At 52.4% G+C, this 13,095-nt stretch carries 14 protein-coding genes; 3 read left to right on the top strand and 11 right to left on the bottom strand.

The features are described from left to right. Positions 1 to 98: 98 nt before the first annotated feature. From AC1MDE_RS20845 to AC1MDE_RS20815, 7 genes are all read right to left on the bottom strand, one after another. Positions 99 to 743: an oligosaccharide flippase family protein gene (locus tag AC1MDE_RS20845; protein WP_058960156.1), complete on the bottom strand. Its 645-nt coding sequence runs from the start codon at positions 741 to 743 to the stop codon at positions 99 to 101. A 74-nt stretch (positions 744 to 817) separates the two neighbouring features. After that, positions 818 to 1,084 (bottom strand): hypothetical protein, encoded by a 267-nt coding sequence (locus AC1MDE_RS20840; protein ID WP_034823852.1) that lies wholly within the window; start codon positions 1,082 to 1,084, stop codon positions 818 to 820. A gap of 436 nt (positions 1,085 to 1,520) precedes the next feature. Further along, complete coding sequence (locus AC1MDE_RS20835; RefSeq protein WP_058960140.1) at positions 1,521 to 1,916, bottom strand: hypothetical protein; 396 nt, start codon at positions 1,914 to 1,916, stop codon at positions 1,521 to 1,523. A gap of 218 nt (positions 1,917 to 2,134) precedes the next feature. Beyond that, positions 2,135 to 3,277, bottom strand: coding sequence for an alanine racemase (locus tag AC1MDE_RS20830; RefSeq protein ID WP_374754038.1), 1,143 nt, complete (start codon positions 3,275 to 3,277; stop codon positions 2,135 to 2,137). 72 nt (positions 3,278 to 3,349) lie between these two features. Continuing rightward, positions 3,350 to 4,804, bottom strand: a complete 1,455-nt coding sequence (locus tag AC1MDE_RS20825) for an efflux transporter outer membrane subunit (RefSeq protein WP_479414854.1) — start codon at positions 4,802 to 4,804, stop codon at positions 3,350 to 3,352. A 139-nt stretch (positions 4,805 to 4,943) separates the two neighbouring features. Next, the gene (gene lpxP, locus AC1MDE_RS20820; protein ID WP_034823845.1) at positions 4,944 to 5,867 is read right to left on the bottom strand and encodes a kdo(2)-lipid IV(A) palmitoleoyltransferase; all 924 of its coding nucleotides are present in this window, start codon (positions 5,865 to 5,867) and stop codon (positions 4,944 to 4,946) included. A 423-nt stretch (positions 5,868 to 6,290) separates the two neighbouring features. Further along, a complete protein-coding gene (locus tag AC1MDE_RS20815) occupies positions 6,291 to 7,154 on the bottom strand; it encodes a YicC/YloC family endoribonuclease (RefSeq protein WP_058960137.1) in 864 nt (287 codons plus the stop codon). Positions 7,155 to 7,328: 174 nt separating this feature from the next. On the opposite strand from AC1MDE_RS20815, the gene AC1MDE_RS20810 reads away from it, so the two are divergent. Beyond that, entirely contained in the window at positions 7,329 to 7,772 is a 444-nt protein-coding gene (locus AC1MDE_RS20810; protein WP_038649786.1) for a DUF3574 domain-containing protein, read from the top strand. 67 nt (positions 7,773 to 7,839) lie between these two features. On the opposite strand, the gene AC1MDE_RS20805 is transcribed toward AC1MDE_RS20810, so the two are convergent. Continuing rightward, a complete protein-coding gene (locus AC1MDE_RS20805; RefSeq protein WP_479402995.1) occupies positions 7,840 to 9,024 on the bottom strand; it encodes a NupC/NupG family nucleoside CNT transporter in 1,185 nt (394 codons plus the stop codon). A gap of 146 nt (positions 9,025 to 9,170) precedes the next feature. Between AC1MDE_RS20805 and rph the strand changes: the two genes are divergently transcribed. Continuing rightward, complete coding sequence (rph, locus tag AC1MDE_RS20800; RefSeq protein WP_034823841.1) at positions 9,171 to 9,887, top strand: ribonuclease PH; 717 nt, start codon at positions 9,171 to 9,173, stop codon at positions 9,885 to 9,887. Between the two features lie 49 nt (positions 9,888 to 9,936). Continuing rightward, the gene (pyrE, locus tag AC1MDE_RS20795; RefSeq protein ID WP_034823839.1) at positions 9,937 to 10,578 is read left to right on the top strand and encodes an orotate phosphoribosyltransferase; all 642 of its coding nucleotides are present in this window, start codon (positions 9,937 to 9,939) and stop codon (positions 10,576 to 10,578) included. A gap of 95 nt (positions 10,579 to 10,673) precedes the next feature. Here the strand turns inward: pyrE and slmA are convergent, their stop codons facing one another. From slmA to coaBC, 3 genes are all read right to left on the bottom strand, one after another. Further along, positions 10,674 to 11,270 carry a nucleoid occlusion factor SlmA gene (gene slmA, locus AC1MDE_RS20790; RefSeq protein ID WP_034823837.1) on the bottom strand — a complete coding sequence of 199 codons (597 nt, stop codon included), beginning with the start codon at positions 11,268 to 11,270 and terminating at the stop codon, positions 10,674 to 10,676. A 115-nt stretch (positions 11,271 to 11,385) separates the two neighbouring features. Further along, complete coding sequence (gene dut / locus AC1MDE_RS20785; RefSeq protein ID WP_034823835.1) at positions 11,386 to 11,844, bottom strand: dUTP diphosphatase; 459 nt, start codon at positions 11,842 to 11,844, stop codon at positions 11,386 to 11,388. Continuing rightward, complete coding sequence (gene coaBC, locus AC1MDE_RS20780) at positions 11,822 to 13,042, bottom strand: bifunctional phosphopantothenoylcysteine decarboxylase/phosphopantothenate--cysteine ligase CoaBC (RefSeq protein ID WP_479401342.1); 1,221 nt, start codon at positions 13,040 to 13,042, stop codon at positions 11,822 to 11,824. The genes dut and coaBC overlap by 23 nt, the downstream gene beginning before the upstream one ends. Positions 13,043 to 13,095: the final 53 nt, after the last annotated feature.

The raw sequence follows: 13,095 nt of genomic DNA, 5'->3' as shown, positions 1-13,095 counted from the left end.
ATGTTAAACGTATCAAAAAAAGAAAAAAGCGTGCTGGCGACCAGCACGCGAACGCATCTTCTCAGATGCCCAGAGCCCACCATACAGACTTGTTTTTATTATCCGTTTCTTGCTCGCACGTTAGCGAAACTTTTCAGGCTAAAACGGTATTCTGGCTGGAACCAGGAACGACCGTAGTAGCAGTAGACCAGCATTCTGATGGATACCATGGCCAGGTAGCCCCATATAGCGCACAACACTGAAGGGGTCAGCCATACGGTAAACAGTGTGACACCCAGGCCAACCAGCACCGATGAGGTTTCTGTGAAGGCGATACGCGAGAATTGTTTCTCACGCTGTAATATGGCGCGATAATGTTGCCCTTGTGGAATAATGATGAAAATCACCGAAATCATTTCCAGCATAATCGCCATTTCCGGTTGGTTCATTATTCGGCTATATAAATCACTACCAATAAACAGCACGGCGAATATCACCATGCCACTTAATACATTTCCCCAGTAGAGAATGGAAAGTTCGCTGTTATTAAGATTTATATTTCTGATGACGGAATTACCAAACCCACGGTCGGCAAGCGTATCAATAATCAATAACATCACAATGGCAATCGCGAGTAAATCTAACTCGTTTGCCTGAAGTATTTGTGCCAGAAGTGAAAGTTGTAAAACACCAATGCCGACGATTTTTATGGATGACAAAATTGACCATTTGGCGCTGGCCAAACTTTTTTCTCTTATCGCCATGTTCTGCTCGTTATGGTACATGTACCAATGCAATTAAGGGTTCACCCGGGCGCCTGCCCAGAGTACAGATCACATCAATGCAACGTGTCCTGACGCAGCCCTGAAATGCCTTTCAGAGTTTGCCACGTAAAGATGCATTCAATTAAATGATGTTCTGAATTTAAAGAGATGCCCCTGGCGCGTAAATATTTCATTGTCTCAGCGGTATCTCCTCCTGTTCGGAGGAAATCCGCAAGATCATTATAAAATCCCTTTGAATTATTATATTCCCCGGCCAGTATCCTACTGGCAATCTCAACAAATTCTTTTTCAGACAACAAAGGATAGGTTGAGCGATCCATGTTATTTCCCTGCTGTTGTTATTATCGGGTATTGCTGTGTGTGAATGAGTTATACCGTGTTTTAATTAAATTAACACCATAAGAAAACTCCTATAAATGAACTTCAGAAATAAATGGTTTCAGACTTTGCATCAGAATAGATAAGGGGACGGATGAGCGATTAATAAGTCCTGTTAGACATTTTGATCGGCGATTAAACAAGCCATTTGAATAAGTAAGAAAAAACACCGATAAATCAGAGGGGCTAAGACTTAGGAGGCGTGCTCTCACCAGGAGTTTTCCTGGTGAGAAGACTTTAGCCAGACTGGTGATTAGCACGAAAAGCAACAGGTATTATCGTTAAACAGTTAAACGCTATTGCGTAGAAAAAGATGACTTTTTTATTGATTGCTTCCAGCGAAAGTTAAAGCAGTACGATTTTTATAATGCATTGATTCTAATGAGTTAACAGGTGTAGAAGTTGATCCAGGTCGCGTTTTACCCAGTCAACGTCCTGAGCAAATTTTTCATCAGACATAAGGGGTTGGCGATAAACCACCATCACCACTTCGGCTCCCTTTTCGTTAGCAATCACGCGCATCGGCATATAAATCTCCTTACCGCTGCCGGTATCGATCCAATGATCCATGACGCCAAAGAGGTTGTGTGGCGTGAAGCGGATTTTCACTGAACCTTCAGGTCCTTTGGCTTTCCAGTAGTTACCCTCTTGCGTGAGCGTACTGGCACTTAGCCCACTGGCCCATTTGGCAAAGCATTCAGGTTTCCAGATGGTTTCATATAAATCTAACCAGTTGCGGGGAATGGTCAGCGTGACTGTCTGAGATGGCAGCATGGAACCTCCGTTAGGCGAATGAAAGGCAGGGAATCCGTAAGGGTGGCTTCTGGAGATGAATGATGGCCGCCACAGTAAAATGGCGGTCTTAAGGCCGTACCCTACAGAATGATGAGACTGCCTACAGCAAAGAGTACCTTAACTGAAGGGGATTCCGCTGCAAATGGCAGGATAGTGGAAGTGTGCTGCAACAGAGGTTTCCAGTAAAAATCCTGCTATCAGATAAACTTGCCGCGTCCCTGAATATCCTTCGTCTCTGCTGTACCGTCCTGATGGCGTAAAACGAAGCGGTCAGATTGAGCCACTACCGCGCAGCTGTGATTGGGGAAGATGCGTAGCAGAGCCCCAAGCGCCGGAGCATGATCCCCGTATTGCAGAAAGCCATGCTCTTCCGAAAGTTTCAGAATTTCGTATTGGTTGCCCTGCTCATCAACGGCGATACCGAAACCGCTGGCGTTAGTGCCGTGCGGACCCTTATCAGAGCTGAGCATCTTGGAGCCGGCATCAATAATCGCGAAATGCGGATTCACCGCCACTACACGCGTTACCACGCTGAGTGCCAGTGCATCGGGCGTGCACAGCCCCAGGCGCCAGGCGGTAAGATCCAGCAGCGCATAATTTCCAGGACGAATTTCGTCGCTGCCTTCAGCCACGGGCGCGGCCAGGGCTGTAGGCGTGGAGCCAACAGAAATGCGGCAACGCGCAAAGCCTGCAGCGATCAATTGCTGCTGAACCTGGTTCATTAACATGATTTCTTGCTGTGCAACTTCAGCGATAGCCTCGGCATGACCCGCGCCGTAAGCATGGCCGGCGTGCGAAACCAGTCCGGCAAAAGGCAATCCCGCTGCTTTAATCTGCTGCGCCAATGCCACGGCCTCACCGCTGTGCGGATCCACTCCCACGCGGTGCAACCCCACATCGACTTTGATGGCGATAGACAATTCACACGTGGGCTGCTGGCGATGCGCTTGAGCGATTGCCGTGACGCCGAGAGTACAGTCGGCAATACAGGTGACACGCGCCTGATATTGCACGGCGACAGCCAGTAATTCAGTGAGTGTATCGGCGTGAACAACGGGATAAGCCAGCAGCAAATCGCGCTCCCCACCGAGGATAAAGGCAACACCCTCACTGGGTTTTGACACGGTAATACCACGCGCACCTAACTGGCGTTGCTGTTCGGCAATCCAGACACTTTTATGCGTTTTGATATGTGGACGCAGCGTGACACCTGCGGCATCGGCTTTTTGCTGCATGTGTTGCAGATTGCGTTGCAGGCGCGTCGCATCAATTTCGAGGTAAGGCGTCAGTCGGTCAGCGATAAGAGGGCGTAACCAGCCGGCATTGGCATTCTGTTCCATCATGATAGTCCGCAGAGTATTCCAGGTGCGGACTATCATTCATCAATGTGCGGCAGAATGCCAGCCGTCAGCTTATCCCTTCACTGAAGTGCCAGTGTTCTGGAATCCGCCCCCCAGGTCTTCAATTAATACCACTGCCAGATTGATCTGCTGCGCCTGCAATGCCACCAGTTTCTGATCGGACTCGATGAGTTGGTTCTGGATGGTCAGCACATCAAGGTACGGACGCAATCCTGCAGTGTATTCACGGTTTAAATCATCCCATGCGCTATGAATGAGTTGATTCGCGCTCTGCTGCTGCGCAAGCTGATCCTGAATCGACTGCAGTTGGGTAATGGTATCGCTGATATTCCCCAGGGAACCAATCAGCAGCTTGTTGTACTGCGCGACAGCCAGATCATAGTTAGCGTCACTTTCCGCTAAATCGGCGCGGCGCTTGCCGGCATCGAAGATCGGCAGAGACAGACTTGGACCCACGTTAAAGAATCGGCTGGGTGCACCAAAAAATGCATCGCCGAGCAGTGAACGGGTACCGGCTTCCGCCACCAGGTTGATGTTGGGATAGAACTCGGTTTTCGTTGCGGCAATTTGTTTTGATGCTGCTTCTACGCGCCAGCGTGCTGCCACCACATCCGGGCGACGGCCCAATAGCTCCGCTGGAATATTACCCGGCAGCGTGGCGGCAATGGGGACACTCATTTTCGCCGGTTTCAGTTGGTGCCAGTAATCGGGCCCTTTGCCGATCAGCGTGGAGAGTTGAATGCCGGCATCGGTGACATTCTGTCTGGCTTCGGTCAGAGTCGCTTCAGCGGTTTTTTGCTGCGATAGCGCCTGCTTATATTGATAGTCGGACGTCAAACCGGCGCTGACATACTGCTGCTGAATTTTGGCGATGCCACTGGAACGATCGGCATTCTGCTTTGCCAGTTCAGCGTTCGACCAGGCCAGGTTGAGGTTATTCCAGGCGCGCGTCACATTGACGGCGAGCGTCAACTGGCTGGCCTGGCGATCTAACTCACTGGCACGCGCCTGGCCCAGCGCGGCTTCAGCCGTATCTTTCTTGCCGCCCCACAGATCAAAGGTGTAGCTCATGCCGATATTGGCCGTGCGCAGCGTGCTGTAGCTTTTCCCTTGCAGAAGCGGGTCGTCGACTTTTGCCACACGTGAACGCGTGATCCCGGCATTGAGATCCACATCGGGATAGCGTTCAGCCTCGGCGGCAATGACCTGCGCATTGGCTTTGTCTGCCTGCGCGTTCACCACCTGCAGGTCCGGGCTTGAAGTCATGGCATCAGCAATGAGCCGATTCAGCTGTGGATCGTTAAATCCCTGCCACCATTCGGTTTTCGGCCAGTTTGCTGCGCTGAAATGCGCGCCGCTAAGGGATGCTTTGGCTTGCAGTGAGTTGGCATCAAGCAGTAAGTTATGAGGATGTAAGCCGTGCGGATTGGCACAACCAGCCAGCAGTGCGCTGGCCACGGCAAGCGCCAGCAGCGCGCGTGGTTTAGTGGTAAATGGCAGGTTCATGTTTTTGGTCAGAATAGAAGAGAGCAGACCATTACATGAGTCTGTGCAATTTTTGACAAACCTGTTTTTCGTTAAGAATGGTTGGTAAATGTGAGCAGTGCAGAAGGGGCAGCAGGCGAAGGCCTGCTGCATCAACAGATTAGACGTAAAGTGACGCTTCACCCGGTGGGCGAGTTTTAAAGCGGCGGTGCAGCCATAAGTACTGCTCAGGTGCGCGCAGGATCTCTTTCTCGATCACTTTATTCATGTAAGCCGCGGCAGCCGCTTCATCTTCATACGGATAGTTTTGCAACTCCGGTTGAATGATGAGCTGATAACCGCTCTTATCGCTGTTGCGGATCAGCACTATCGTTAGCATGGCCGGTTTAGCCAGACGCGATAATACGAAGGTGCCATTGGTGGTAGCCGCTTTTTCGACAGCAAACAGCGGAGCGAACACGCTGCCTTTCGGGCCGTAATCCTGATCTGGCGCGAACCAGACGGCTTCGCCCTGTTTCAATGCCTGCACCATACCGCGCAGATCGCGACGATCAATCATCGCCTTATTCGATCGCATACGACCTTTTGTCTGCGCCCACTCCATTGCCTGATTATTGTGAGGGCGATACATCGCCATCATTGGCTGGCACAGTCCGGTAATGCGGCCACCCAGCTCAAGCGACATGAAATGCACACCAATCGCCATCACGCCGCGATGGTTTTGCTGGGCATTTTGCAGGTTGTGCAGGCCTTCAACCTGGAAATAACGGCGGACGCGCGCATCCGACCAGAACCAGGCAATACCGGTTTCTGCCAGCGCCATACCAAGGGATTCAAAGTTACCGGCGATCAATACCTCTTTATCTTCCTCATTGATATGCGGGAAGCAGAGTTCAATATTGCGGCGGGTAATGCGCTCACGACGCTTCAGAAAGTGACGCGACAGCTTGCCGGCAGAGGCGCCAAGCCGAATTAAAATAGGATAGGGAAGCTGCACCAGCAGCCACAGCACACCCAGCCCAAACCAGGTAAACCAGTAGCGGGGATGCAAAAGTTTAGAATTGAACTGCCCGTTTTTCTTCATAACGCCTTCAGGGAAAGAGTGGGTGTATCGCACAAAGAAGGGTGTCCATGAATTCCTGGCGGTACGGCTGTGTTAATTACGACCAGTAGATTAGCAAATAGTGCCCTCAAAGAAACGTAATCTCTGCAATCTTTAGGATTGAGAGGTTTCATTGAGGAAGCGTATTTTCAACGGAAGATTCATGGAATGAAAATAAATAATTGATGATAAACAACAGCATAATTTCTTACTGTGATAGTCCATAAGGTTGATTCACAGTCATGTTTGGTCAGCCATTGACATGCATCATCATCAAAGCTTTCACAATCTTTACATTGCAAAGTCTGCAAATTGGTCTAGAAGATAAACGAAACTTGCTGGGCATGCTGAGCGGGCAAAAAAGCCCGGATCACCGGGCTTTTTCAACACCAGCCGAATGAGGTGTTATTCGATGTTCTGAATCTGCTCGCGCATCTGCTCAATCAACACCTTCAGCTCGATAGCTGACGCCGTGATATCGGCATTGATCGACTTAGAGGCTAGCGTGTTCGACTCACGATTGAACTCTTGCATCATAAAGTCGAGACGGCGGCCAACCGCTTCTTTCTTCTTCAGGATGTTGTAGGTCTCTTTGACGTGCGCATCCAGACGATCCAGCTCTTCCGCCACATCAATGCGCTGCGCCATCATGACGAGTTCTTGCTCAAGGCGCGTATTTTCCAGCTGTACTTCCGCTTCTTCCAGTTTGCTGATCAGACGTTCACGCTGCCACTTCACCACTTCCGGCATCTGCGTACGCACTTTGCTGACTTCCAGCGACACGCCTTCTAAACGCTGCTCAATCAGGGTCTTGAGCGCAGTGCCTTCGCTTTCACGAGCAATGATAAAGTCATCCAGTGCGCCGTCGAGTGCGGTCAGCAGTTCGGTATTGATAGCATCCAGATCCTGTTCCTGAGCTGACATCACGCCAGGCCAGCGCAGAATATCCAGCGGATTGATCGCGCCTTCGTCGGTCTGCATCTTCACCCAGTTGGCGGATCGCACCAGTTGTTTCGCTAAGGCTTCATTCAGTTGCAGCTCACCTTGTGCACTGGGGTCGGCATCAAAGCGCAGGTTGCACTCGATTTTACCGCGCGTCAGGCGATTACGGATACGCTCGCGAATCACCGGCTCCAGGCTACGAAATTGTTCCGGCAGACGGATGTAGGTTTCCAGATAGCGTTGGTTTACCGAACGGATTTCCCAGGCTGCGCTGCCCCAGTGGCCTTTTGCTTCGCGGCGGGCGTAAGCGGTCATGCTGCGGATCATAAGCTTGTACTCATTTTCAGGAATGTTCATCGCATTATAGTGATGGCAGCCAAACCATGATAGGCATAAGCGCAATGAGCTCACGCCGCGCGCAACTTTCGGTGAAAAGGATGACGTATCCACCTTTCACACCCTATGATGTCCTGTGTGATACCTAAACAGTCTGAGGCTATGATGCTGAATAAATTGGCGATGCCGTTGGCGTTCGTCTTCTTTCTGGCCGGATGCCAGACAACCGCTGCACCTCCTGAACAGATCCCACCGAATACCGCTCCTGTTGCTGTGTGCGGCTCAGGGGACATCATGATGCAAACCACTCTTTGGTTCGGGATGAACAAGCCGAAAGGCGGCGTCATCAGCAGCAGCGAATGGCAGCAATTTGTTGATAATGATGTCACGCCACGATTCAAAGATGGGCTTTCAGTGTATGACGGTAAAGGTCAGTGGCTGGGAGAGGGTGGAAAGCTGGCGCGTGAAAACAGCAAAGCGTTAATGCTGATACATCAGCCGGACCGTGCAAGTTCTGACAGCATCAATGCGCTGCGCGACATTTATAAAAAGCGCTTCGATCAGGAGTCGGTGATGCGTGTCGATTCGCTGGTGTGTGTCGCGTTCTAAAGCAGAACAGGGCCGCTTTGATGGGCTCGGCCCTGTAAAGAGCGGCTAGCTGGCCGCTCCGCTGTGATTAAATGAACAATCCTGCAAACGCGGCTGACAGCAGGCTCACTAGCGTGGAACCATAAACCAGCTTCCAGCCAAAGCGCGATACCACATTGCCCTGGCGCTCATTCAATCCTTTAATCGCTCCCGCCACGATGCCAATTGAGGCAAAGTTAGCAAACGACACTAAAAATACGGACAGAATGCCGAGACCGCGCGGTGACATTTCCGCAGCGACTTTCTTCAGCTCAATCATGGCCACGAATTCATTGGCCACCAGTTTGGTCGCCATGATGCTTGCCGCTTGCAGGGCATCGGCAGAAGGAATGCCAATCAACCACGCAAACGGATAGAAGACATAGCCAAGCAGTTGCTGGAAGCTGTAGCCAAATACCGCGGCAAACAGAGCGTTAATGGCGGCGATCAGGGCGATAAATCCAATCAGCATCGCCAGAATAATCATCGCTACTTTAAAACCTGCCAGGATGTATTCGCCCAGCATCTCAAAGAAGCTCTGGTCTTCGTGAAGCTTATCCAGCGCAATACGTTCTTCATTTTCCGGGCGTGTCGGATTGATGATCGACAGGATAATGAAGGTACTGAACATATTCAGCAGCAGCGCGGCAACCACATATTTCGCATCAATCATCGACATGTAAGCACCGACAATCGATAGCGACACCGTCGACATCGCAGTTGCGGCCATGGAGTACATGCGCGGTGCGGAGATATCGCCGAGGATACCTTTATAGGCGATGAAGTTCTCCGATTGACCCAGAATCAGCGTACTCACGGCATTGAATGATTCAAGTTTGCCCATCCCGTTCACCTTCGACAGCAGGGTACCGACCAGACGAATCAACAACGGCAGAATACGCCAGTGCTGCAAGATGCCGATCAGGGCGGAAATGAACACAATCGGACAGAGCACGCCGAGGAAAATAAACGCCAGTCCCTGTTTCGCCATATTGCCGAACACAAAATCGGTACCTTGCGCAGCAAAGGTCAATAAGGTTTCGAAGAAGCCGCCGACAGCGGTCACCACAGACTGGCCGCCCGCAGAATGCAGGAAGAACCAACCCAGTGCCGCTTCAACCACCAGCAATTGAATAATAAAACGTGGGCGAATCAGTTTGCGGTCATGACTGACCAATAGCGCAAGGGCGAAGATCACCACCAGCGCCAGCAGGAAATGGAGTATTGCTGTCATCATTTGTCTTTTTATGAGAGGAAAGGGCGCATTTAGCCACAGCTGAGGCGAAATTTCATCCGGGAAAAGTGCCGCATGTAGGCAGGACAGCCGCGCACGAAGTCCGTATAATGCGCAGCCAAACCTAAGTAAGCCGGAGAGAACCCATGCGTCCAGCAGGCCGTAACGCATCTGAAGTGCGTCCCGTCACCCTCACTCGTCACTACACCAAACATGCAGAAGGATCCGTGCTGGTTGAGTTCGGTGAAACCAAAGTGCTGTGCACCGCCACCGTTGAAGAGGGTGTGCCACGTTTCCTCAAAGGCAAAGGTCAGGGCTGGGTCACTGCGGAATACGGCATGTTGCCGCGTTCCACCCACAGCCGTATGGCGCGCGAAGCGGCCAAAGGTAAGCAAGGTGGCCGTACGCTGGAGATTCAACGTCTGATTGCTCGCTCGCTGCGTGCCGCAGTGGATTTGGATGCGTTGGGCGAGTTCACCATCACACTGGACTGCGACGTGATTCAGGCCGACGGCGGCACGCGTACTGCATCGATTACCGGTGCATGCGTCGCGTTAGCCGATGCGTTGAATGCGCTGGTTGCGGCGGGCAAGTTAAAAGCCAGCCCGTTGAAAGGCATGGTGGCGGCGATTTCGGTCGGTATCGTTGGCGGTGAAGCGCTGTGCGATCTGGAGTACGTGGAAGATTCTGCGGCTGAAACCGATATGAACGTCGTCATGACTGAAGATGGCCGCATGATTGAAGTGCAGGGCACCGCCGAAGGCGAGCCGTTCAGCCATGAGGAATTACTGCAGCTGCTGGCGCTGGCGCGAGGCGGCATTGAGCAGTTGATTCAGGCGCAAAAAGCAGCGCTAACAAATTGATATAACAGGCGACCATAGAGTCGCCTTTTCTTTATTTGAGGAGTGAGAAATGAAAGCCTGGCAGCGTCAGTTTATTGAATTCGCCCTGAACAAAGGGGTGCTGAAGTTTGGTGAGTTCACCCTGAAATCGGGTCGTAAAAGCCCATACTTCTTTAATGCCGGTTTATTCAATACCGGCCGTGACTTAGCGCTGCTGGGACGTTTCTATGCGCAGGCGCTGGTGGATGGCGGCGTTGATTTTGATCTGCTGTTTGGCCCGGCCTACAAAGGGATTCCGATTGCCACCACCACGGCCGTCGCACTGGCCGATCATCACGACCGCGATGTGCCTTACTGCTTCAATCGTAAAGAAGCCAAAGACCACGGTGAAGGCGGCTTGCTGGTCGGTAGCCCGCTGCAGGGTAAAGTGATGCTGGTGGATGATGTGATCACCGCGGGTACCGCTATTCGTGAATCGATGGACATCATCAGCGCGCACAATGCCACATTGGCGGGCGTCATGATTTCGCTGGACCGCCAGGAGCGCGGCCGTGGTGATATCTCCGCCATTCAGGAAGTGGAACGTGACTATCAGTGCAAAGTCACGGCGATCATTACGCTCGCGGAACTGATTGATTATCTGGAAGAGAAGCCGGAAATGGCAGACCATCTGGCGAAAGTGCGGGCGTATCGTAAAGAGTACGGTATTTAACACCGCGGCTTTATCACGGCCGCCATCGCTGGCGACCGGATGATGGACTAAGGTGTTTTATCGCGCGCCCAATCATGGGCGCGCCTGATGAATCGCTACACTAACTGTGCAGCAATCAGAGGCCAGCGGCTGTCAAAATCAGCTGTTGGACGATAGCGGAATTCAGATCGCACATAGCGGGAAAGCAACCCTTCGCAGAACGCCAGCAACTGGCTCGCCAGCAGCGTTTCATCAGTCTGGAAGCCTTCACCATCACGCATTTTCTTCTCGCGCATCACCTGACGCAGCTGCACCTCAATGCGTTCGAAAAGCTGGTTGATGCGCCCTTGCAGGCGATCCTGTTCAAACATCAGTGCGTGGCCGGTCAAAATGCGCGTCAGCCCCGGATTACGCTCACCAAATCCCAGAATCAGCTGCACGATTAAACGCAGTCGTGCGAGCGTCTCTTTCTCGTCTTTCAGGATTAGATTGATGCGGGTAATCAGACTGTCTTCAATAAACTCGATCAGGCTGTCGAACATACGCGTTTTGCTCGGGAAGTGGCGGTAGAGTGCCGCTTCCGAAACGCCTACATTGGCTGCCAGCTTGGCGGTGGTGATTCGCTGACTGCCATCGCCCGACTCCAGCATTTGCGCTAGCGCCTGCAAAATCTCTTCGCGACGATTCCGTTTCGCGGCTTTTTTTTCTGCCATGACCTTCAAGACCCCTGAAATTCACCAAAAACAGGCAATACTGCCTCGTCAGCTACAAGCAGTTTGGCCCGTAGCGACGAGAGATAAAAAGATGGCTTGCGAAAAGTGTCGCGTGTTACTGACGACCAGAGTGGCCAAAACCGCCGGCGCCGCGATCGCTGGTGTCAAAATCTTCCACCAGGTTGAATTCGGCTTGTACCACCGGAACAAAGACCAGTTGTGCCAAACGGTCGCCAGGCTGCAGCGTAAAGCTATCCTGACCACGGTTCCAGACGGAGACCATCAGTTGGCCCTGATAATCGGAGTCGATTAAGCCCACCAGGTTGCCCAGCACGATCCCATGCTTATGGCCCAGACCTGAGCGGGGCAAAATCACAGCGGCCAGCGCAGGGTCAGCAATGTGAATCGCCAGACCAGTTGGCACCAGCGTGGTCATGCCTGGGGAGATCTCCAGTGCACCATCAAGGCAGGCGCGCAGATCGAGACCCGCAGAACCCGAGGTGGCATAAGTTGGCAGTGGGAATTCGTTACCCACGCGCGCATCCAGAATTTTAACGTCGATTTTTTTCATCATAACGGCTGACAATCTCGTCTATTAATTGTTGGCCAAGGAGCGTCTTATCACTGAGCGGTAAGACTTTCTCTCCTTCCTGCCAAAAAAGGTGAAGAGCATTGGTGTCGCTATTGAATCCCTGTCCTGCCTGCGCCACATCGTTCGCGCAGATCAGGTCCAGATTTTTTCGCACCCGTTTTTGCCGCGCGTATTCTTCCACATTCTGGGTTTCGGCAGCAAATCCCACCACATAAGGGCGATGTTTCTGTAATGCCGCTACGCCTGCGACAATATCCGGGTTCTTCACCAACTGCAGCGTGACGTTATCATCGCCACCCTGTTTTTTGATTTTCTCTGCGGCAATGTTTGCCGCCCGGTAGTCTGCCACGGCAGCGCTGGCAATGAAAATATGTTGTTGGCTGATTTGCGCCATCACCGCCGCTTCCATTTCCAGTGCACTCCCCACATCAACGCGTGTGACGCCAGCGGGCGTAGGCAGTGTGACCGGGCCCGCCACCAGTGTCACCGTTGCGCCACGTTTTGCGGCGGCGGCGGCAATGGCGAATCCCATTTTACCGGAGCTGTGATTGCTAATGTAACGAACCGGGTCCAGCGCCTCACGGGTTGGGCCGGCGGTGATCATAATGTTGAGATGTTGCAGATCGTTGACGGGCGCGGCCCACTCCAGCGCATGAGCGACAATTGCCAGCGGATCAAGCATGCGGCCGGGGCCCACATCGCCGCAGGCCTGGCTGCCGTTGTCTGGCCCCCAAATCAGAACGCCTCGCTGATTTAGACGCTGAAGATTTTCCTGGGTAATCGGCGCGCGGTACATCTGTTGGTTCATGGCCGGCACGATCGCCAGAGGTGCTGCGCTGGCGAGGCAGGCGGTGGTCACCAAATCGTTAGCCATCCCTGCCGTGATGCGTGCAATCAAATCGGCTGTCGCGGGGGCCAGTACAATCAGATCAGCCCATTTCGCCAGCTCGATATGGCCCATAGCGGCTTCAGCGGCAGGGTCGAGTAAATCATCCAGCACCGGATATCCGGAAACGGCTTGTAAGCTGAGCGGAGTGATAAAGGCTTTCGCTGCATCAGTCATCATGACACGCACCTCTGCGCCACGATCGCGCAGACGACGAACCAACTCGGGTGTTTTATAAGCAGCAATACCGCCGCTGACGCCGAGCAGAATTTTTTTTCCGGCTAATCCCGTCATGTTCTTTGCCTCAACTCAAAACGGATTGCCGCTGTGATGCGGCAGATGCAGGC

The sequence above is a fragment of the Pantoea folii genome, assembly GCF_056678875.1.
Note: the sequence above shows the minus strand (reverse complement) of the source record. Positions and strands in the feature narration are given on the sequence as shown.

Bases quoted from the DNA above. Each gene is read 5' to 3' on its own strand.
- AC1MDE_RS20845 (WP_058960156.1), bottom strand. From the start codon at position 743: ATGGCGATAAGAGAAAAAAGTTTGGCCAGCGCCAAATGGTCAATTTTG.
- AC1MDE_RS20840 (WP_034823852.1), bottom strand. From the start codon at position 1,084: ATGGATCGCTCAACCTATCCTTTGTTGTCTGAAAAAGAATTTGTTGAG.
- AC1MDE_RS20835 (WP_058960140.1), bottom strand. From the start codon at position 1,916: ATGCTGCCATCTCAGACAGTCACGCTGACCATTCCCCGCAACTGGTTA.
- AC1MDE_RS20830 (WP_374754038.1), bottom strand. From the start codon at position 3,277: ATGGAACAGAATGCCAATGCCGGCTGGTTACGCCCTCTTATCGCTGAC.
- AC1MDE_RS20825 (WP_479414854.1), bottom strand. From the start codon at position 4,804: ATGAACCTGCCATTTACCACTAAACCACGCGCGCTGCTGGCGCTTGCC.
- lpxP (WP_034823845.1), bottom strand. From the start codon at position 5,867: ATGAAGAAAAACGGGCAGTTCAATTCTAAACTTTTGCATCCCCGCTAC.
- AC1MDE_RS20815 (WP_058960137.1), bottom strand. From the start codon at position 7,154: ATGATCCGCAGCATGACCGCTTACGCCCGCCGCGAAGCAAAAGGCCAC.
- AC1MDE_RS20810 (WP_038649786.1), top strand. From the start codon at position 7,329: ATGCTGAATAAATTGGCGATGCCGTTGGCGTTCGTCTTCTTTCTGGCC.
- AC1MDE_RS20805 (WP_479402995.1), bottom strand. From the start codon at position 9,024: ATGACAGCAATACTCCATTTCCTGCTGGCGCTGGTGGTGATCTTCGCC.
- rph (WP_034823841.1), top strand. From the start codon at position 9,171: ATGCGTCCAGCAGGCCGTAACGCATCTGAAGTGCGTCCCGTCACCCTC.
- pyrE (WP_034823839.1), top strand. From the start codon at position 9,937: ATGAAAGCCTGGCAGCGTCAGTTTATTGAATTCGCCCTGAACAAAGGG.
- slmA (WP_034823837.1), bottom strand. From the start codon at position 11,270: ATGGCAGAAAAAAAAGCCGCGAAACGGAATCGTCGCGAAGAGATTTTG.
- dut (WP_034823835.1), bottom strand. From the start codon at position 11,844: ATGATGAAAAAAATCGACGTTAAAATTCTGGATGCGCGCGTGGGTAAC.
- coaBC (WP_479401342.1), bottom strand. From the start codon at position 13,042: ATGACGGGATTAGCCGGAAAAAAAATTCTGCTCGGCGTCAGCGGCGGT.